Annotated in this window: 19 protein-coding genes; all 19 read right to left on the reverse strand. The window is 66.5% G+C overall.

Features of this window, described 5'->3' with window-relative positions; translation table 11 throughout:
- Positions 1–4: 4 nt before the first annotated feature.
- Positions 5–2,059 (reverse strand): primosomal protein N', encoded by a 2,055-nt coding sequence (locus QYM46_RS09980; RefSeq protein WP_432788826.1) that lies wholly within the window; start codon positions 2,057–2,059, stop codon positions 5–7.
- Between the two features lie 12 nt (positions 2,060–2,071).
- The gene (gene metK / locus QYM46_RS09985) at positions 2,072–3,277 is read right to left on the reverse strand and encodes a methionine adenosyltransferase (RefSeq protein ID WP_169252359.1); all 1,206 of its coding nucleotides are present in this window, start codon (positions 3,275–3,277) and stop codon (positions 2,072–2,074) included.
- Complete coding sequence (gene coaBC, locus QYM46_RS09990) at positions 3,274–4,554, reverse strand: bifunctional phosphopantothenoylcysteine decarboxylase/phosphopantothenate--cysteine ligase CoaBC (protein WP_432788827.1); 1,281 nt, start codon at positions 4,552–4,554, stop codon at positions 3,274–3,276. Before coaBC ends, metK begins: the two co-directional genes overlap by 4 nt.
- Positions 4,551–4,886, reverse strand: a complete 336-nt coding sequence (gene rpoZ, locus QYM46_RS09995; RefSeq protein WP_227492527.1) for a DNA-directed RNA polymerase subunit omega — start codon at positions 4,884–4,886, stop codon at positions 4,551–4,553. The genes coaBC and rpoZ overlap by 4 nt, the downstream gene beginning before the upstream one ends.
- Before the next feature lie 12 nt (positions 4,887–4,898).
- On the reverse strand, positions 4,899–5,462 hold the full coding sequence (gene gmk, locus QYM46_RS10000; protein ID WP_025777824.1) for a guanylate kinase: 564 nt from the start codon (positions 5,460–5,462) through the stop codon (positions 4,899–4,901).
- Between the two features lie 19 nt (positions 5,463–5,481).
- Positions 5,482–5,793: an integration host factor, actinobacterial type gene (mihF, locus tag QYM46_RS10005; protein ID WP_025777825.1), complete on the reverse strand. Its 312-nt coding sequence runs from the start codon at positions 5,791–5,793 to the stop codon at positions 5,482–5,484.
- A 175-nt stretch (positions 5,794–5,968) separates the two neighbouring features.
- Positions 5,969–6,814, reverse strand: a complete 846-nt coding sequence (gene pyrF / locus QYM46_RS10010) for an orotidine-5'-phosphate decarboxylase (RefSeq protein ID WP_432788828.1) — start codon at positions 6,812–6,814, stop codon at positions 5,969–5,971.
- Positions 6,814–10,089, reverse strand: coding sequence for a carbamoyl-phosphate synthase large subunit (gene carB / locus QYM46_RS10015; protein ID WP_169252362.1), 3,276 nt, complete (start codon positions 10,087–10,089; stop codon positions 6,814–6,816). Before carB ends, pyrF begins: the two co-directional genes overlap by 1 nt.
- Positions 10,090–10,101: 12 nt before the next feature.
- Positions 10,102–11,262 carry a glutamine-hydrolyzing carbamoyl-phosphate synthase small subunit gene (gene carA, locus QYM46_RS10020; protein ID WP_432788829.1) on the reverse strand — a complete coding sequence of 387 codons (1,161 nt, stop codon included), beginning with the start codon at positions 11,260–11,262 and terminating at the stop codon, positions 10,102–10,104.
- Complete coding sequence (locus QYM46_RS10025; RefSeq protein ID WP_101553468.1) at positions 11,259–11,753, reverse strand: hypothetical protein; 495 nt, start codon at positions 11,751–11,753, stop codon at positions 11,259–11,261. Before QYM46_RS10025 ends, carA begins: the two co-directional genes overlap by 4 nt.
- Positions 11,738–13,051 carry a dihydroorotase gene (locus tag QYM46_RS10030; protein ID WP_432788830.1) on the reverse strand — a complete coding sequence of 438 codons (1,314 nt, stop codon included), beginning with the start codon at positions 13,049–13,051 and terminating at the stop codon, positions 11,738–11,740. Before QYM46_RS10030 ends, QYM46_RS10025 begins: the two co-directional genes overlap by 16 nt.
- Complete coding sequence (locus tag QYM46_RS10035; protein WP_169252365.1) at positions 13,044–14,024, reverse strand: aspartate carbamoyltransferase catalytic subunit; 981 nt, start codon at positions 14,022–14,024, stop codon at positions 13,044–13,046. The genes QYM46_RS10030 and QYM46_RS10035 overlap by 8 nt, the downstream gene beginning before the upstream one ends.
- Positions 14,021–14,572, reverse strand: a complete 552-nt coding sequence (pyrR, locus tag QYM46_RS10040) for a bifunctional pyr operon transcriptional regulator/uracil phosphoribosyltransferase PyrR (protein WP_432788831.1) — start codon at positions 14,570–14,572, stop codon at positions 14,021–14,023. The genes QYM46_RS10035 and pyrR overlap by 4 nt, the downstream gene beginning before the upstream one ends.
- A gap of 108 nt (positions 14,573–14,680) precedes the next feature.
- The gene (gene nusB / locus QYM46_RS10045; protein WP_169252366.1) at positions 14,681–15,091 is read right to left on the reverse strand and encodes a transcription antitermination factor NusB; all 411 of its coding nucleotides are present in this window, start codon (positions 15,089–15,091) and stop codon (positions 14,681–14,683) included.
- Positions 15,092–15,652 carry an elongation factor P gene (gene efp, locus QYM46_RS10050; protein WP_025777834.1) on the reverse strand — a complete coding sequence of 187 codons (561 nt, stop codon included), beginning with the start codon at positions 15,650–15,652 and terminating at the stop codon, positions 15,092–15,094.
- 148 nt (positions 15,653–15,800) lie between these two features.
- Positions 15,801–16,922: a 3-dehydroquinate synthase gene (aroB, locus tag QYM46_RS10055; RefSeq protein WP_169252367.1), complete on the reverse strand. Its 1,122-nt coding sequence runs from the start codon at positions 16,920–16,922 to the stop codon at positions 15,801–15,803.
- A gap of 171 nt (positions 16,923–17,093) precedes the next feature.
- The gene (locus QYM46_RS10060; protein ID WP_101553463.1) at positions 17,094–17,732 is read right to left on the reverse strand and encodes a shikimate kinase; all 639 of its coding nucleotides are present in this window, start codon (positions 17,730–17,732) and stop codon (positions 17,094–17,096) included.
- Positions 17,729–18,928, reverse strand: coding sequence for a chorismate synthase (gene aroC / locus QYM46_RS10065; RefSeq protein WP_432788832.1), 1,200 nt, complete (start codon positions 18,926–18,928; stop codon positions 17,729–17,731). The genes QYM46_RS10060 and aroC overlap by 4 nt, the downstream gene beginning before the upstream one ends.
- A gap of 10 nt (positions 18,929–18,938) precedes the next feature.
- A complete protein-coding gene (locus QYM46_RS10070) occupies positions 18,939–19,718 on the reverse strand; it encodes a prepilin peptidase (RefSeq protein WP_432788833.1) in 780 nt (259 codons plus the stop codon).
- Positions 19,719–19,721 lie beyond the last annotated feature (3 nt).

Consider the following 19,721-nt stretch of genomic DNA (forward strand, 5'->3'; position numbering starts at 1 on the left):
GCGGTCACAGCGACCGGGGATCATCGATGCGCACTCGCACCAGCGGCTGCTTCTTGGCCGAGCGGGACGCGATGATCTCGGTCACTTTCGTCCCGACGCGGTCTCCGGCGGAGAACGGGTAGGCGCTGACGCTGCGCTGAGCGTCCGCGGCGTCCTCACGCAGGAGTTCCTCGACCTCGCCGATCTGCTTGAGCACCTCGTCGATGTCGGCGCCGGCTCCCGTGAGCTCGAGGATCCGTCGGTAGGGCGGGAAGCCGAGGACCTTTCTGTCGCTCAGCTGCCGTGACATGAAGGTCGTGGGGTCGAAGGCGGTCAGGGTCTGCCGGATGATTTCGTCCTCGTCGCCGAGATAGACGGCTCCCCCGTCATCACGGGAGCGCACGAGTGAGGCGGCACGCAGTCGGCGTGCCACACTTTCGTCGATCGAGCGCATCCAGGGACCCGGCCACAGCGAATCCAAGAGGATCGCCGCGGCAAAGCCGCCGAGCACATAGGGTTCGGCTCCGGTCGTGGCCACCACGAGGCGCGGGGTCTCGTCGAGGACCGTGGTGATGTGATCGCCTCCGGATTCGACGATCTCGACATCCGGCAGTGCACGGGCGAGCTCTTCTACGGTGCGGGCCCGGCCGCGGACGATCGATCTCACCTGGTTCGAGCGGCAGCGCAGGCACCTGAAGGTCTCCGAGTGATAGCCGCAGGTCCGGCAGGCGAAGGGACCGACCTCCGACTGAGTGGTCAGCGTCGCCTGACATTGCGGGCAGCGGGCGACTTCCTGGCAGCGGGCACAGGCGAAGACCGGATAGTACCCGGATCGCGGCACCTGCACGAGCACCGGACCGGGCACTCCCCCGTCCCGGGGACGCGGACGCAGCGCCGTGCGCATGATCTGCCAGGCGCGGCTGGGAATACGCTGCCAGGCGAAGGGGTCCCGATCCTCGTCGGGGACGAAGACGACCGGGGCGGCATGCCGCCTGGCGGGACCGACCGGAGTGACGTCGGCCAGCCAGCCGATCTCGACGAGGCGCTGGACTTCGGCGCTGCGGTCGGTGGAGACGAAGAGCAGTTCGGTGTCCTCGATCGTCGACCGCAGCAGGCAGACCTCCCTGGCGTGCGGGTACGGGGCGTGCTGATCGAGATAGTTGAGGTTCGCGTCGTCGGTGCAGATGATGAGCCCCAGGTCCGCGACGGGGGCGAAGGCCGCCGCACGCGTGCCGATCGTGATCCGCGTGTGTCCGAGCAGTCCGCGCAGCCAGGCCTGCCAGCGCAGCTCCGGTGACGTCTCGGCGCTGAGTACCGAGACCTCCGCGATCCCGGCGTGGGTCAGCGCCGAATGGAGCACGGCGAGCTCACGATAGTCGGGCACGAGCCAGAGCACGGACCGGCCGGCCCCGAGCACCGTCCGCGCAGCATCGAGTCCGGCACGGATCCAGCTGAGTCCCGGCGTCGGCCCGGGTGTGCACGCCATGGCCCGGCGCCGAGGCGGCCCGGAGACATCGTCGGCCCTCGGCTCCTCCCCCGCCGTAAGAACCCACCCGCCGAGGCGGCCGAGCAGCTGCGGATCATCCGCCGAACCGTCGTTCGGGCTCAGTACAGGATGGTCGGTCGCCGCATCGGACTCATTCGCAGCCGTCCCGGTCTTCTCGTCCTTGAGCACGGCTCTCTCGCCGCGAGCGTGGCGCGGAGGAATGGCCAGGCGCAGCACATCGGCGAGCGTCCCGCCGTAGCGACGGGCGACCGCTTCGCTCAACGCGAGCAGGTTCTCACTGAGAACTCGGACGGGTCCGCTGATCCGTTGGATCGTCGCCAACGGCCCGACGTGGTCCGAGGATTCGACGCGTTCGAGCAGATAGCCGTCACGCAGCTTCCCGGCGAACTTCACGCGCACGCGCACACCGGGCAGGGCCGCCTCGGCGAGCTTGTCCGGGACCGCATAGTCGAAGGCCCGCGCCAGGTGCGGGACGGGATGGTCGATGAGTACGCGGGCGACCGGATCGGTCGGGGCCAGGGGCACCTGGCCCTCGGCCGAGGTTCCGGTGTCGATCGGGAGGGGTTCGTCCACGCCGACGGCAGACTAGTTGGAGGACACGGCGCGCAGCAGATCCTCGGCGCGGTCCGTGACCTCCCAGGTGAAGTCGGGCAGTTCGCGGCCGAAGTGGCCGTAGGTCGAGGTCTGCGAGTAGATCGGGCGCAGCAGATCGAGTTCGGCGATGATCATCGCCGGGCGGAGGTCGAAGACCTCGCGGATGGCCCGTGAAATCGCGTTCGGATCGACCTTCTCCGTTCCGAATGTCTCGACGTACAGGCCCATCGGGTCGACTCGGCCGATCGCATAGGACACCTGCACTTCGGCCCGGTCTGCCAGACCGGCGGCGACGACGTTCTTCGCCACCCAGCGCATCGCGTAGGCCGCGGAACGGTCGACCTTCGAAGGATCCTTGCCGGAGAACGCGCCGCCTCCGTGACGGGAGAACCCGCCGTAGGTGTCGACGATGATCTTCCGACCGGTCAGACCGGCATCGCCCATCGGCCCGCCCGTGACGAAGGGACCGGCGGGGTTGATGTGGATGTTCGCGCCAGAGACGTCGAGACCGGAGTCGGCGATCACCGGATCGATGACGAGTTCCTTGATCTCCGTGTGCAGCTGGGACTGGCTGGTCTCCGCCGAGTGTTGGGTGGAGACGACGACGTTCTCGATCGACACTGCCTCGTCGCCGTCATAGCCCAGCGTCAGCTGCGTCTTCCCATCGGGACGCAGATAGTCGAGCCGACCGGACTTGCGCACCTGAGAGAGCTGCTCAGCCATCCGGGAGGCCAGGTGGATGGGCAGCGGCATGAGGACATCGGTGGAGTTGTCGGCATAGCCGAACATCAGTCCCTGATCTCCGGCTCCGAGGCTCGTGCCGTGGTCGGAGGATTCGACGGCTTCGCGGAAGTCCAGCGGGTTCGTCACACCGGAGTGGATGTCCGTGGACTGGCTGCCGATCGACACGGAGACTCCGCAGGAGTGTCCGTCGAAGCCGGTGTCCGAGGAGTCGTAGCCGATCCCCGTGATGAGGCTGCGCACGATGCCGGCGACATCGGCGTAGGCGGCCGTATTCACCTCACCGGCGACGTGGACGAGTCCGGTGGTGACCATGGTCTCCACGGCCACTTTGGCGTTGGGGTCCTGCCGAAGCAGATCGTCGAGCACCGCATCGCTGATCTGGTCGCAGATCTTGTCGGGATGTCCCTCGGTGACGGACTCGGATGAGAAGAAACGCAGATTTGTGTGTGTCACGTTGTCGATTCTACGTGGGTGATTTGGTCGGAGACGGCCGCAATGACCTTTTGTGAAACATGGTCCTTCGACCCGTGGAATTCCTCACCGACGACGATGTCGCCGCGATCGGAGGAGATGATCTGGACCATGGTGTCATCGTGGCCGAAGGCGCGGTCGTCCGAGACGTCGTTGAACACGAGCAGGTCGACGCCTTTGCGCTCGAACTTGGCTCGAGCGTAGTCGAGCGCGGTCGTGTCGGAGTCACCGGTCTCGGCGGCGAATCCGACGATGATCTGACGGCGGAGGCCGGTCTGCCCAGAGCGCTCGGCGACGAGTCCGCGCAGGATGTCCGGGTTCTGCGTCAGGCGCAGGGTCAGACCGTCGTCTCCGGACTTCTTCATCTTCGAGTCCGCGGTCTCGGCGGGCCGGTAGTCGGCGACGGCGGCGGCCATGATGATGGCATCGGCGCTCGCCTGGGCGGTATGCATCGCCTCCTGCAGCTCCAGAGTGGATTCGACCGGGGTGACCGTGATGTCAGCGGGCAGTCCCGACAGCAGACCGGTGTCGATGTTCGCAGCGACGAGTTCGACGGATGCGCCCGCGCCATGCGCGGCATTCGCCAGGGCGATGCCCTGTTTGCCTGAGGAGCGGTTGCCGAGGAAGCGCACGGGGTCGAGTGGCTCCCGCGTGCCGCCGGCGCTGATGACGATGCGGCGACCGGACAGAGCACCGCTGGGGCGGTTGAGCGCGTCTGCCGAGTCGTCGGCGGTGCCGTCCTTGACCGAGAGCGCGAAGTCGACGATCTCTTCGGGTTCGGGCAGTCGTCCGGGACCGGAGTCGGGTCCGGTGAGGCGCCCGACAGCAGGATCGAGGACATGGATGCCGCGCGAGCGCAGGGTCGCGATATTGGCGACTGTGGCGGGATTGAGCCACATCTCCGTGTGCATGGCCGGAGCCACGACGACCTCGGCGGTCGTGGTGAGCACGGAGGCGGTGAGCAGATCATCGGCTCGGCCGGCGGCGATCTTCGCGATCAGATCGGCGGTCGCCGGGGCGATGATGACGAGTTCGGCTTCCTGTCCGATGCGCACATGATTGACGGTGTCGATCTCGTCGAAGACATCGGTGGTCACGGTCTGGCCGGACAGGGCCTCAAGAGTGGGGGCACCGATGAATTTCAGTGCGTTGGCCGTCGGAACGACCTTGACGCTGTGGTCGAGTTCCCGGAGTCGCCGGATGATGTGTGCCGCCTTGTAGGCGGCGATCCCACCGGCGACGCCGAGTACGATTCTCACTGGTCGCTGAAGTCGATCGCGCCGTCGTTGCTCACAGGAGCGGTGGCTTCGGCCTCGGGTGCGGCCTGGATGAAGTCGGCTTCGGAGACCTCGCGAGCGACGATCTTCGACTCGTTGACCTCACGCAGAGCGATCGACAGGGGCTTCTCGTTGGTGCCGGGCGTGACGAGCGGACCGACGTTCTCGAGCAGTCCCTCCTGCAGCTGGGCGTAGTACGAGTTGATCTGACGGGCGCGCTTTGCCGCGATCGAGACCAGTTCGTACTTCGAACCGGTCACGCTCAGCAGATCGTCGATCGGAGGGTTGGTGATGCCTTCAGGCTGTGCGGGCAAGGAGATTCCCATCTAATCGGAAGTGGCTATACCCATCAATGATAGGAGTTCTTCGGCCGCAGTGCGAACGTGGTCGTTGACGATGGTCACGTCGAACTCCGATTCGGCGGCCAATTCGCGTTTCGCGGTGGCCAGTCGCCGCTCCTGCTCCTCTTCGGTTTCGGTGCCGCGGCCGGTCAGTCGGGAGACGAGTTCTTCCCAGCTGGGCGGGGCGAGGAAGACGAAGCGGGCATCGGGCATCTTCTCTTTGACCTGACGGGCGCCCTGCAGGTCGATCTCGAGCAGTGCGGGAATCCCCTGGTCGAGCTTCTCCTCCACCGGAGCCGAAGGCGTGCCGTAGCGGTGGCGCCCGTGGACGACGGCATATTCGAGCAGCCGATCCTCGGCGATGAGAGCGTCGAAGGCGTCGTCGGTGAGGAAGTGATAATGGACACCATCGATCTCACCGGGGCGCCGGGGGCGGGTCGTGGCCGACACGGAGAACCAGACCTCGGGGTGGTTCTGCCGAATATAGGTGCTGATGGTGCCTTTTCCGACGGCGGTCGGACCCGCGAGGACGGTGAGTCGATTATTCACAGGTCTGAGGTTGTCACACTCAGGAATATTTCTCCAACAGGGCGGACTTCTGGTGCACACCCAGACCTTTGATCCGCCGGGAGGTGGCGATGCCGACCTCTTCCATGGCGGCTTCGGCTCGCCGGTCGCCGACTCCGGGCAGGGCCCTGAGCAGATCGAGCACACGCATCTTCGCCAGTGCTTCGTCGTCTGCTGCCTTCTTGAGCACGGCCGCGAGATCGGTATCGCCGGTCTTGAGCGCCGACTTCACTTCGGCTCGTGCCTGACGTGCCTTGAACGCTTTGTCCAACGCAGCGGAACGCTGTTGCGGGGTCAACGGTTCGAGTGCCACTTTGTCTCCTCTGTCACCATGAACGGGCAGGTAGGGAAGTTGTCTCAGTCTAAGACACAATCCCTGCCGAGAGGCGATATGAGCAGAAATTTGTGGCGTGGCGAGCCGGAATCGGCCCACCGACGGAACGCCGAATCCGGTGTTCGGACCGCCCTCGCGATCCGAACACCGGTGCTCAGTCCGCTGCCGTCAGGTCACGGTTGAGTGCGGCTGCGGCGTCGGCCAATCCGTCGGGACCGGCACCGAGCACCGCCCGGGAGGCGGTGGCGAGCACCTGTCCCGATTCCAGGGCCCGGTCGCCGAAGACGGCGCGCAGTTCAGCCAGACCTGCGCCCTGTGCGCCGACGCCGGGAGCGAGGATCGGTCCCCCGCAATCGCTGGGATCGAATCCCAGGTCCGCTGCTGCGGTGCCGATTGTCGCTCCGACGACGAGTCCGAACGAACCGAGCACCTCGGCCGAGTTCAGTGCCTGAGCATTGCGCTGCCGGACTCGGGACACGATCGCTGCGGCCACCGATTCGCCGTCTCGCACGGCATGCTGGACCTCCGCCCCTTCCGGGTTCGAGGTCAGCGCGAGGACGAAGACGCCCTTGCCGTGAACGGCCGCGAGTTCGAACGCCGGCTCCAGGGCTCCGAACCCGAGGTAGGGCGAGACCGTGATCGAGTCCGCGGCCAGCGCCGAGGCGGGGTCGAGGTAGGCCCTCGCGTAGGCACCCATGGTCGAGCCGATGTCACCGCGTTTGATGTCGAGGACGGTGAGCAGACCGGCGTCCTTGGCCGCGGCCAGGGTCTCTTCGAGAGCGGCGACTCCGGCGGAACCGTACTGTTCGAAGAACGCGGACTGCGGTTTCACGGCTGCCACCGATCCCTTGAGCTGCCCGACCGTACGAAGGGCGAACTCGCGGACGCCTGCAGCACTGGCCGGCAGCCCCCAGGAGGCCAGCAGATGCTCGTGCGGGTCGATGCCCACGCAGAGCGGCCCGTGTTGTTCCATGGCGGCTGCCAGCCGAGTGCCGAACATCAGGCGCTCCAGTCCTGCAGACTGCGCACGTCGAACTTCGAGTCGCGGATCACCTCGAGGGAGGTCACTGCGGCGGCGAATTCGGCGAGCGTGGTGATCAGGGGCACGGAGTTCGCGGTCGCCGCGGCTCGGATCTCATAGCCGTCGGCGCGTTCCTGCCGACCCGACGGCACGTTGATGACCATGTCGATGGTGCCCGCGGTGAGGTAGTCGATGACCGTGCGGTCTTCGGCATCGGCCTCGAAGTGCTTGTGCACCTGAGTCGTCTTGATCCCGTAGCGGGAGAGCACGGCCGCGGTGCCGGTGGTCGCGACGACGTCGAAGCCCATGTCGACGAGTTCTTTGACCGGCAGCACCATGGCCCGCTTGTCCCGATCGGCCACCGACACGAACACGGTGCCCGAGGTCGGCAACTTCACGGATGCCCCGAGCAGTCCCTTCGCAAACGCGGTCGGGAAGTTGTGGTCGATGCCCATGACCTCACCGGTCGAGCGCATCTCGGGGCCGAGGATCGAGTCGACGATCTTTCCTTCGACGGTAGTGAACCGACGGAACGGAAGGACCGCCTCCTTGACGGCGATCGGATGGTCGAGCGGCAGGGTCGAGCCATCGCCCTCTGCGGCCAGCAGGTCACCGCGGAGGTCCTCGATCGTGCGGCCCACGGCGATGAGCGCCGCGGCCTTGGCCAGCTGGGTCGACGTCGCCTTCGAGACGAACGGCACGGTCCGCGAGGCCCGTGGGTTGGCTTCGATGACGTGGAGGACGTCGGCGGCGATGGCGAACTGGATGTTGAGCAGTCCGCGCACGCCCACCCCTTCGGCGATGGCCTTCGTCCCCTGGCGGACGCGCTCGAGCACGTCCTCACCCAGCGTCAGCGAGGGCAGTACGCAGGCGGAGTCGCCGGAGTGGATTCCGGCTTCTTCGATGTGCTCCATGATTCCGCCGATGTAGACCTCGTTGCCGTCGTAGAGGGCGTCGACGTCGATCTCGATGGCGTCTTCGAGGAACCGGTCGACCAGGACCGGACGATCGGTGGAGATCTCCGTGGCGCTGGCCATGTAGTCGAGCAGCTGAGTGCGGTCGTAGACGATCTGCATTCCGCGTCCGCCGAGGACGTAGGAGGGCCGCACGAGCACCGGGTAGCCGATGTTCTCGGCGATCGCTGCCGCTTCCGCAGAGGTCACCGCGGTGCCGTGCTTGGGAGCGGTGAGTCCGGCCCTCTCCAGCACGGTTCCGAACTCTCCGCGGTCCTCGGCCAGGTCGATGGCTTCGGGTTGGGTGCCGAGCACCGGCACGCCTGCGGCCTTGAGCTTGTCGGCCAGGCCCAACGGCGTCTGCCCGCCGAGGGTGCACACGACGCCGAGGACCTCACCGGCGGCGAGTTCGGCGTGGTAGACCTCCATGACGTCTTCGAACGTGAGGGGTTCGAAGTACAGGCGATCGGCGGTGTCGTAGTCGGTCGACACGGTCTCCGGGTTGCAGTTGACCATGATCGTCTCGTATCCGGCCGAGCCGATCGCCATGGTGGCGTGGACGCAGGAATAGTCGAACTCGATGCCCTGGCCGATCCGGTTCGGTCCCGAGCCGAGGATGATCACGGCCGGGCGGTCGCGTCTCATGACCTCGGTCTCGGAGTCGTAGCTCGAGTAGTGGTACGGAGTCTTCGCTTCGAATTCTCCGGCGCAGGTGTCGACTGTTTTGAACACCGGGCGCACGCGCAGGGCGTGGCGGATGCCGGTGACGACGCTCGTGTCGAGGCTGCGCAGTCCCGCGATCTGCTCGTCGGAGAAGCCGTGGTTCTTCGCGACCCGCAGGACGTGCTCGTCGAGTTCGTCGGCGTCGCGGATATGGGCGGCCACCTCGTTGATGAGTTGGATCTGGTCGAGGTACCAGGGGTCGATCTCGCAGGCGTCGAAGACCTCTGCCGCGCTCAGCCCGGCGGCGAGTCCGCGCTGGACCGAGTGGATGCGGTCAGCGGTGGCGTGCGAGATCGCTTCGAGGACGGATTCGCGGACGTCGTCGTCGGAGACGTCGGGCAGGTCGGTCCAGCTGAACGAGGAGTCCTTCTGCTCGAGTGAGCGCATCGCCTTCTGCAGCGCGGTGGTGAAGTTGCGGCCCAGGGCCATGACTTCGCCGACGGATTTCATCGTCGTCGTCAGGGTCGGATCCGCGGCCGGGAACTTCTCGAAGGTGAAGCGCGGGATCTTCACGACCACATAGTCCAGCGTCGGTTCGAAGCTGGCCGGGGTGACCTTCGTGATGTCGTTGGGGATCTCGTCGAGCGAGTAGCCGACGGCGAGCTTCGCGGCCATCTTCGCGATCGGGAAGCCGGTGGCCTTCGACGCCAGCGCCGAGGACCGGGACACGCGCGGGTTCATCTCGATGGTGATGATGCGTCCGGTCTTGGGATCGACTGCGAACTGGATGTTGCAGCCGCCGGTGTCCACGCCGACGGCGCGGATGATGGCGATGCCGATATCGCGCATCGACTGGTATTCCCGGTCGGTCAGGGTCAGCGCCGGGGCCACGGTGATCGAGTCGCCGGTGTGCACGCCGACGGGGTCGACGTTCTCGATCGAGCACACGACGACGACGTTGTCCTTGTTGTCGCGCATGAGCTCGAGTTCGTATTCCTTCCACCCGAGGATCGATTCCTCGAGCAGCACCTCGTGGGTGATGGAGTCGGACAGGCCGGCGCCGGCGATGCGGCGCAGATCGGCTTCGTCGTAGGCCATGCCCGAGCCGAGGCCGCCCATGGTGAATGAGGGGCGCACGACGACCGGGTAGTTGAGTTCTTCGGCCGCGGCCAGGGCTTCGTCGAGGGTGTGGCAGATGGCCGACCGGGCCACCTCGGCGCCGCAGGCCTCGGCGATGTCCTTGAACTTCTGTCGGTCCTCACCGCGCTGGATGGCGTCGACGTCGGCACCGATGAGTTCGACGCCGTACTTCTCGAGCACTCCGGCGTCGTGGAGGGCGATGGCCGCGTTGAGTGCGGTCTGTCCGCCCAGGGTGGGCAGGAGCGCATCGGGGCGCTCCTTCTCGATGATCGTCTCGATGACGTCCGGATCGATCGGTTCGACATACGTGGCGTCGGCGATGTCCGGGTCGGTCATGATGGTCGCCGGGTTCGAGTTGATGAGGATGACGCGCAGGCCCTCGGAGCGCAGCACGCGGCAGGCTTGGGTGCCCGAATAGTCGAATTCGCAGGCCTGGCCGATGACGATGGGGCCGGAGCCGATGACGAGGACGGATGTGAGGTCGTGTCTCAGTGGCATTGGGTGTTCTCCTTAGGCCTGGGCAGCCGAATCGGCCTGGGAAGCGGACATGAGGTCGACGAAGCGATCGAACAGGTAGCTCGAATCGTGCGGGCCGGCCGCAGCCTCGGGGTGGAATTGGACGGAGAAGGCGGGAATGTCGAGGCAGGCGAGTCCCTCGACGACATCGTCGTTGAGGCACACATGGGACACAGTCACCCGGCCGTAGTCGGCCTTGTGCGGGGCGATGGTCTCACCTGTCAGCGGAGCGTCGACGGCGAAGCCGTGGTTCTGCGAGGTGATCTCGACCTTGCCCGTGGTCCGGTCCATCACGGGCACGTTGATGCCGCGGTGGCCGAAGGGCAGCTTATAGGTGCCGAAGCCCAGTGCCCGCCCGAGCAGCTGGTTGCCGAAGCAGATGCCGAAGAACGGCATGCCGGCATCGAGCACGGCGCGCAGCAGTTCGACCTGGTCGTCTGCGGTGGCGGGGTCGCCGGGGCCGTTGGAGAAGAAGACTCCGTCCACGCCGAGGGCCCGGATCTCTTCGAAGCTGATCGTCGACGGCAGCACATGGACGTCGATTCCGCGTTCGGACAGTCGCTCGGGGGTCATCGATTTGATGCCGAGGTCGACGGCGGCGACGCTGAACCTCTTCTCCCCGCGGGCGGGGATGAGGGTGGGTTCGGTGATCGAGACCTCGTCGACGAGGTTGGCTCCGGCCATCTGCGGGGAGGCCTGGACACGGGCGAGGAGTTCGGACTCGGGCGTCTCGGCGGCGGCGCCGGAGAAGATGCCCACGCGCATGGCTCCCTTGTCGCGCAGGTGGCGGGTCAGGGCTCGGGTGTCGACGTCGGAGATGCCGACGATCCCGGACTCGGTCAGCCAGTCGACGAGGTCGCCTTCGGATCGCCAGTTCGACGAGATCCGGGAGGCGTCGCGGACGACGTAGCCGGCCGCCCAGATCCTGGCGGATTCGTCATCGGTGCGGTTGACGCCGGTGTTGCCGATGTGCGGAGCGGCCTGGATGATGATCTGCCGGTGGTAGGACGGGTCGGTCAGCGTCTCCTGGTATCCGGACATGGCGGTGACGAACACGGCCTCACCGGTGGTCTCGCCGAGGTGTCCGTAGGCGGATCCGTGGAAGGTCCGGCCGTCTTCGAGGACGAGGACGGCGGGGGTGGTGGAAAAACTCATTGTGCCTCTTCGATCATTTCGCGGATGCGGTCGACGGTGGGGGTGGTGGATGCGGCGTAGCGGGCGCGGAAGCCCGTGTCGACGAGGGTGTCGCCGAGGTGCCACGTGATGCGGATGATGCCTCCGCGTTCGACGAATTTGCCGATCATCCCGTTCGTGGTGTCCACGGAGACGATGTCTCGGCGCGGGATGAGGAAGTCGTCGCGTCCGGCCAGGTCCATGATCACTCCCCCGTCGGTGACGACGAGTTCCCCGGTGGTGCGGATGCCCAGGCCGTGGACGGCGACGCGTTCGAGCGGATGGCCGGCTTTCGTCGTCGACACATAGGAGCCTTCGACGGGTTCGGCGACGGCTTTGATGCCCATATGGGGCTTCGGCGGGGTGACGACTTCCGCCTGGGCCTGTTTGCGTCGGCTCCATCCCCAGGCGATCGCGACGATCACGATGACGATGACTGCGGCGACGATGAGTGTGCCTACTGTTGTGTCCATGTTGCTCCTGCCGGGTGGGGTGTGGTCAGTGCCCCTGCGGCCAAGACCCGGTGGCCGTAGAAGAAGGTGTCGGTGACCTGCGTGGTCACTTCGACGCCGGCGAAGGGGTTGTTCCGTCCCTTCGTGGCGTGGTCGGCGGGTTCGATGCGGTGCGGTGCGGCCGGGTCGACGAGGACGATGTTCGCGCTCGCCCCGATTTCGAGACTGCCGTGCCCGGAGGCTCCGGTGATCCGAGCCGGGGCCGACGACATCACACGGGCCACATCGCCGAAGTCGAAGTCGTGGTCGGCCATGGCGGCGACGACGATGGACAGCGCGGATTCCATGCCGACCATGCCCATGGCCGCGGCGGTCCATTCGCTGCACTTGTGTTCGGCGGTGTGCGGGGCGTGGTCGGTGCCGACGACGTCGATCGTGCCGTCTGCCAGAGCAGTCCGGAGCGCCTGGACGTCACGGTCGGTGCGCAGCGGCGGGTTGACCTTGTACACGGGGTCGAAGGTGCGTACGAGTTCGTCGGTGAGCATGAGATGGTGCGGTGTCACCTCGGCGGTCACGGCGATCCCCCGGGCCTTGGCCCACCGGATGAGGTCGACGCTGCCGGCGGTGGAGACGTGGCAGATGTGCAGCCGGGATCCGACGTGTTCGGCCAGGAGCACATCACGGGCGATGATCGATTCCTCGGCGACGGCGGGCCAGCCGGGCAGTCCGAGTTCGGCCGAGACCGTTCCCTCGTTCATCTGTGCGCCCTCGGTCAGGCGCGGTTCCTGTGCGTGCTGGGCGATGATCCCGTCGAAGGTCTTGACGTATTCGAGGGCGCGGCGCATGAGCAGCGGATCGGAGACGCAGATGCCGTCGTCGGAGAACATGCGCACGCGGGCACCCGAACGTGCCATGGCGCCCAATTCGGCGAGCTGACGGCCCTCGAGGCCGGTGGTCACGGCGCCGACGGGCACGACTTCGGTGAATCCGGCGGCGCGGCCGAGTCGGTGGACCTGTTCGACGACTCCTGCCGTGTCGGCCACGGGCGCGGTGTTGGCCATGGCGTGGACGCAGGTGTAGCCGCCCGACGCCGCCGATCGGGACCCTGTGAGCACGGTCTCGGCGTCCTCTTTGCCGGGTTCGCGCAGGTGGGTGTGCATGTCGACGAGGCCGGGCAGAGCCACGAGGCCTGCGGCCTCGACGGTCTCGTGATCGTCTGTGCCCAGAAGCTCGGGATCGACGATGCGTCCGTGACGGATCGCGATATCGGCGACTCCGCGTCCGAGGACGTCGGCTCCGCGGATGAGGTAATCAGTCATTGGTCTCCTCCTGACCGGTCAGCAGACGGTAGAGGACCGCCATGCGCACGCTCACTCCGTTCTCGACCTGGTCGAGGACGAGGGCGCGGGGTGAATCCGCTGCGGCAGCGGAGATCTCGAAACCGCGGTTCATGGGACCCGGGTGCATGATGAAGGTCGAGGCTGGCAGTGTGGCCAGCCGGGCCGCGCTCAGTCCCCACAAGCGGGCGTATTCGCGTTCGTTGGGGAAGAAGGATTCGTGCATCCGCTCGTGCTGGACCCGCAGCATCATCACGGCGGCGAAGTCCACCGCGCTCAGGGCCGAATCGAAGTCGAAGTGGACGGTCACCGGCCAGTCCTCCACTCCCCACGGCAGCAGGGTGGGCGGGGCGATGAGGTGGACATCCGCGCCGAGGCGGGCGAGCAGGTGCACGTTCGACCGGGCCACACGGGAATGCAGGATATCCCCGACGATGGCGACCTTCGCTCCGTCGAGTCCCTGACCGCGCGGTCCCCCGGCCACCGGCCCCGAGGCGGGGACTCCGGCCAGTGCCCGACGCAGGGTGAACGCGTCGAGGAGCGCCTGGGTGGGGTGTTCGTGGGTGCCGTCGCCTGCGTTGACGACGGGGACGTCGATCCACCCGGTATGGGCGAGGCGGTGGGCGGTGCCAGCTCCGGAATGGCGGACGACGATGGCATCGGCTCCCATCGCCGAGATCGTCTGGATGGTGTCCTGGAGGCTTTCGCCCTTCGAAACGGAGGAGCCCTTGGCGGAGAAGTTGAGCACATCGGCCGAGAGCCGTTTGGCTGCGGCTTCGAAGGACAGGCGTGTGCGTGTGGAGTCCTCGAAGAAGAGGTTGACCACCGTGCGTCCGCGCAGCACGGGCAGCTTCTTGACTTCGCGTTCGGAGACCAGCGTCATCTCCTCAGCGATGTCGAGGATGCCGATGGCGTCGTCTCGGCTGAGCGTCGCGGTGTCGAGCAGATGCTTCATTCGCGGCCCCCCGAGATGCTCACGGAATCGTCTCCGTCGATTTCGGTCAGGGAGACGTTGACGCGTTCGCTGCTCGATGTCGGCAGGTTCTTGCCGACATGGTCGGCACGGATCGGCAGGTCCCGGTGGCCGCGGTCGACGAGAACGGCGAGCCGGACCTTGGCGGGCCGGCCGACATCGGCGAGGGCATCGAGGGCGGCACGGATGGTGCGCCCGGAGAAGAGCACATCGTCGACGAGGACGACGGTCTTCGCATCGATTCCCGCACTCGGGATGGAGGTGGGTTCGGGTGTCCGGTAGGAGCCGCCGCGCAGATCGTCGCGGTACATCGTGATGTCGAGGCTGCCGGAGAGTTCAGCAGCGGTCTCGGGATTCCCGGAGATCGAGGCGATCGCCTCGGCGAGTCGGTGCGCGAGCGGGACTCCGCGGCGCGGAATGCCGAGGAGCACGAGGTCGTCGCTGCCCTTGTTGGATTCGATGATCTCATGGGCGATCCGGGTGATCGCCCGCGAGATATCGGGGGCGTCCAGCACTGTTCGCTGTGTCATATTTCCCCTTCTCCGCCTCTCTGGACGGTGGTTAAAGGAGTGGTTCGATTCGATTGTAGACCCGGTGAGGTGCCCACCGGCGGGCGGGTCCGAAGTGCGGACCCGCCGTCAGATGAGTGTCGGTTTGACGTCGAGGATGCGGGAGAGCAGTCCCGAGACGAAACCGGGTGAGTCATCTGTGGAGAACTGTCTGGCCAGTGACACGGCTTCGTCGATGGCCACCTTGTCGGGGACCTCGTCGTTGAACAGCATCTCCCAGGTTCCGATCTCGAGCAGAGACCGGTCGACGGCCGGCATCCGGTCCAGGGTCCAGCCTTCTGAGTAGGTGGAGATGATTTCATCGATCTCCGCCTGCTTCTCGGTGATGCCCGTGACGATCTCGACCGCGTATTCCTTCATCGGGTAGTCGGGATCGTTCGACCGCATGGTGACGAGTTCGTCCATGGCCAGTCGACGCTGCCCGGCTTCGAAGAGCAGCTCGAGAGCCCGACGACGGGCTCGGGTACGTGCGGATGCCACTTACTTGACGCGACCGAGGTAGTCGCCGCTGCGGGTGTCGACCTTGACCTTCACGCCCTCTTCGAGGAACAGGGGCACCTGGATCTCGTAGCCGGTCTCGAGAGTCGCCGGCTTCGATCCGCCGGTCGAACGGTCGCCCTGGAGTCCGGGTTCGGTGTGGGTGATGGTCAGCTCGACCGAGGGCGGCAGCTCCACCGACAGCGGGGTGCCTTCGTGGAAGGAGATCTGCAGATCCTGGTTCTCGAGCATGTAGTTCGCGGCGTCGCCGACGAGCTCTGCGGAGATGTTGACCTGGTCGTAGTCCTTGGCGTCCATGAACACGTAGTCGGTGCCGTCATGGTAGAGGTACTGCATATCGCGGCGGTCGACATTCGCGGTCTCGACCTTGGTGCCGGCGTTGAAGGTCTTGTCGATGATCTTGCCGGAGATGACGTTCTTCAGCTTGGTGCGGACGAAGGCCGGTCCTTTTCCGGGCTTGACGTGCTGGAATTCGAGCACCTGCCACAGCTGGTTGTCGAGGTTGAGCACAAGGCCGTTCTTCAGGTCGTTCGTTGTCGCCACTAATTCGTCCTTCTTCGGTTCAGTCCTGATCACCGAATGGTGATCGCAGTCGGCACGGCGCGCCGCCCAGCCCCGCGGTTCGGGGTCGACGAATGCGCCACTGGGCAAGTCTAGCAAGCTTCAGCGGGACGCTTCCATTTGGGCGGGGTCAGTCGAGGCCGAGTCCGATGCCGAGGGGAACCGTCGGCGAATCCTCACCGATCTCCTGGTAGGCGGTGAAGAGGATGGAGGCATCGGGGATCTCGACGGTGCTCGGTTCGCCGATGTCGCTGAGCAGAACCATCCGCAGCATCGCTCCGCGGGCTTTCTTGTCCCGCTTCATCGTGTCCAGCAGCTGCGGCCAGACGTCGGAGCGGTACCCCACGGGCAGTCCGAGCTTGCCGAGCAGTTCGCGGTGGAGGTCGACGACTTCGTAGGGCAGGCTCTTGATCATCGACGCCACCTCGGCGGCGAAGACCATGCCCACCGACACGGCGGCACCGTGGCGCCACTGGTAGCGCTCCTTGTGTTCGATCGCATGGCCGAGGGTGTGACCGTAGTTGAGTATCTCCCGGCGTCCGGATTCCTTGAAGTCTCCGGAGACGACCTCGGCCTTGACCCGGATGGAGCGTTCGATGAGCTCGCGCAGCACGGGTCCGTGCACATCGGCGATCTCGTCCTTCGAATGGTTCGACACGAGGTCGAGGATCGCGGGGTCGGCGATGAATCCGGTCTTGACCACTTCGGCGAGTCCGGTGAACAGTTCGTTCTCCGGCAGCGTCCCGAGCGTGTCGAGGTCGACGAGGACTCCGGCGGGTGCGTGGAAGGAGCCGACGAGGTTCTTGCCTTCGGCGGTGTTGATCCCGGTCTTGCCGCCGACGGAGGCATCGACCATCCCGAGGACGGTGGTGGGGATGTGGATGACCGTGATTCCGCGCAGCCAGGTGGCGGCGACGAATCCGCCGAGGTCGCTCACCGCTCCCCCGCCGACGGTGACGATCGCGTCGGTGCGGGTGAAGTCGGACTGGCCGAGGACCTGCCAGCAGAAGGCGGCGACCTGGACGTGCTTGGCCTCTTCGGCGTCGGGAATCTCCGCGGCCACAGCTTCGAGGCCGGCCGCGGCGAGGTCGTCGCGAACGGTCTCACCAGTCGTCCGCAGGGCGCGGGGATGGATGACGAGGACCTTCTCGACGCGGTTTCCGAGCAGCTCGGGCAGTTCGCCGAGCAGTCCCTGGCCGACGAGGACGGGGTAGTTCCCGCCGGCGTCCACATTGATGCGTGTGAGGCTCATTCGTCCGTCTTCCTGATCGTTCATCGTCTTCTCTCAAGGCTCGGCCGCCCGGTGAGTGCTCGGAGTCGAGGCACGGCTTCCGTGGGCCGGATCCAGCCTAGCTCTCACCGGTGCCCGGCGGCGAAACGGGTGACCGATGTGGTCGCAGACATCTCACCGCCGAGGCTGTGCTCACCGCTGTTGACCGGATCCGTCGTCGTCGGGATCGGCGTACTTCGCGTACTCTTCGGCTCGCTGCAGACCGGTGAGGACGTCGACGACTCGGTTGACCACCGTCGACGGCGGTGAGTTCGACGCTTGGACCCGGAAGGTCGCGACCTGTTCGTAGAGCGGTTCACGTTCGCTGACCAGGGCCAGCCAGTTCTCCACCGGGCTGCCGGCACCGCGCAGCAGCGGTCGGTGCGGGGCGGTCAGTCGCTGTGCCACGGTGTCGACATCGATATCGATGTGCACGACTTTGATCGCCGGGTGTCGCAGCTGAGCACGGGTGCCGGGGTTGAGGATCGCTCCTCCGCCCAGGGACACGATGCCCGGACGGTCGAGCAGACGACGCAGTGCTCTGCGCACGACCTCGCGTTCGATGCGTCGGAAGTGATCTTCGCCGCGTTCGACGAAGATCTCCGAGATGACACCGTACTTGTCGACGATGTTCGCGTCCGTGTCCGTCAGCGGCAGGCCGAGCCGGTCGGCGAGAAGCCGACCGATCGTCGACTTCCCTGCCGCCGGCGGACCGGAGAGCACGATGCGCGAGAGCGCGGCGGGGACCGGTTCCAGGGGCGGGACCGGCTTGGGCAGCGGGGGGTGGTTCATCGTCCGATGCGGAGGTTCTCCGGAATGGCCGCGACATAGGCGTCCAGGTTCCGCTTCGTCTCGGCAACGGAGTCTCCGCCGAACTTCTCGACGACCGCCTCGGCGAGCACGAGTGCCACCATGGCTTCGGCGACGACGCCGGAGGCAGGCACCGCGCAGACGTCGGAGCGCTGATGGTTCGCCTTCGCGGCCTCACCGGACTCGACGTCGACCGTCGCCAGGGCGCGCGGGACTGTCGCGATCGGCTTCATTCCCGCCCGCACGCGCAGCGGACCGCCCGTGGACATGCCTCCCTCGGTGCCGCCGGCGCGGTTGCTCGTGCGGCGGAATCCGTCGGGCCCGACTTCCAGCTCGTCGTGGGCCCGCGAGCCGGGACGCTTCGTGGTGAGGAACCCGTCTCCGACCTCGACTCCCTTGATCGCCTGGATGCCCATGAGGGCACCGGCCAGGCGGGAGTCGAGACGACGGTCCCAATGCACATGGGAACCCAGCCCCGGAGGCAGGTCGTAGGCGAGGACCTCGACGACTCCGCCGAGGGTGTCCCCGGCCTTCTTCGCCGCGTCGATCTCGGTGACCATCGCCGCCGAGAGATCGGCGTCGAAGCAGCGGACAGGATCGGCATCCAGGGCGTCGACATCGGCCGCGGTCGGCAGTGCGGGCTGTGCATCGGCGGAGTGTTCGGCACCGCCGATGGCCACGGTATGGGAGACGAGGGTGATGCCCAGTTCGCCGAGGAACTTCGCGGCCACAGTGCCCAGCGCCACACGCATCGCGGTCTCACGTGCCGAAGCGCGCTCCAACACGGGACGAGCCTCATCGAAGCCGTACTTCTGCATCCCGACGATATCGGCATGCCCCGGACGCGGTCGGGTCAGCGGGGCGTTGCGGGCCAGTCCCTCGAGCTCGGAGGCGTCGACGGGGTCCGGGCTCATCACGGACTCCCATTTCGGCCATTCGGTGTTGCCGACCTCGATCGCCACGGGTGAGCCCAAGGTCTGCCCGTGACGGACACCGCCGAGGAGACGCACCTCGTCGGCTTCGAACTTCATCCGCGCACCGCGGCCATAGCCGAGTCGGCGGCGAGCCAAGCTCGCACGAATATCGTCCCTGGTGATCGGTACATGGGCGGGAAGCCCTTCAATGATCCCGGTCAGCGCTTCGCCGTGGGATTCGCCTGCAGTCAGCCATCTCAACATTCCACCGATTCTACAAAAGTATTGGGGCGAACAGGCACCCGAGCCACATGCCGGAAAGCATCGCCGGTCCGAAGGCGATGGTCACCCCGCGGACCCGACCGGCTCGGACCGCAGCGATGAGCGCCCAGATCCCGCTGATGAGCATCATGGCGACCAGCACGAGCGCAGGTGCCCACGGGTCGAAGAGACCGGCGACGGCGAAGACGATGAACGCGAGCTTGACGTCCCCAAGGCCCATCGACCGAACCCGCAGCACACGCCCCACCAGGTGCAGTGCTGTGAAGAAGACGAGGGCGAGGAGTCCCGCGAAGAATGAAGAGAACCACAGCGGCAGGTCTCCGAGCACGGAGCCCGTGATGATGAGTCCCAGGGCCAGCAGCGATAGGGGGATGACGATCCGATCGGGCAGTCTGCGGACGCTGACGTCCGCGGTGGCGAGGAACGGTGTGGCGCCGGAGACGATGCCCAGCAGCAGTGCGGAGACGATGCGATCGGCCGAGTTCGGCTCGGCCAGGGTGAACGTCGTCCCGCTCAGCGGCGCATATGCGCTCCACCCGGTCTCCGGTGGTGCGAGCACAGTGAGGGTGAAGACGACGGCGACTGCCGCGGCGATGATGGGGCCGAGCAGCATCGGTCCCATTCCGCGAGCCCATCTGGATGACTGCCACCGCTGCAGGTGCGCGGAGTCGTTGAGCCAGACCCGAGGGGTCACGGCGAGGATGAGGCCGCAGGCCAGAGCGGTCAGCACCGTGACACCGATGGTCATCCCGTGCAGCACTCCGGCGCCCATCTC

This window comes from Brevibacterium sp. K11IcPPYGO002 (assembly GCF_050920635.1).
Taxonomy (GTDB): Bacteria; Actinomycetota; Actinomycetes; order Actinomycetales; family Brevibacteriaceae; genus Brevibacterium.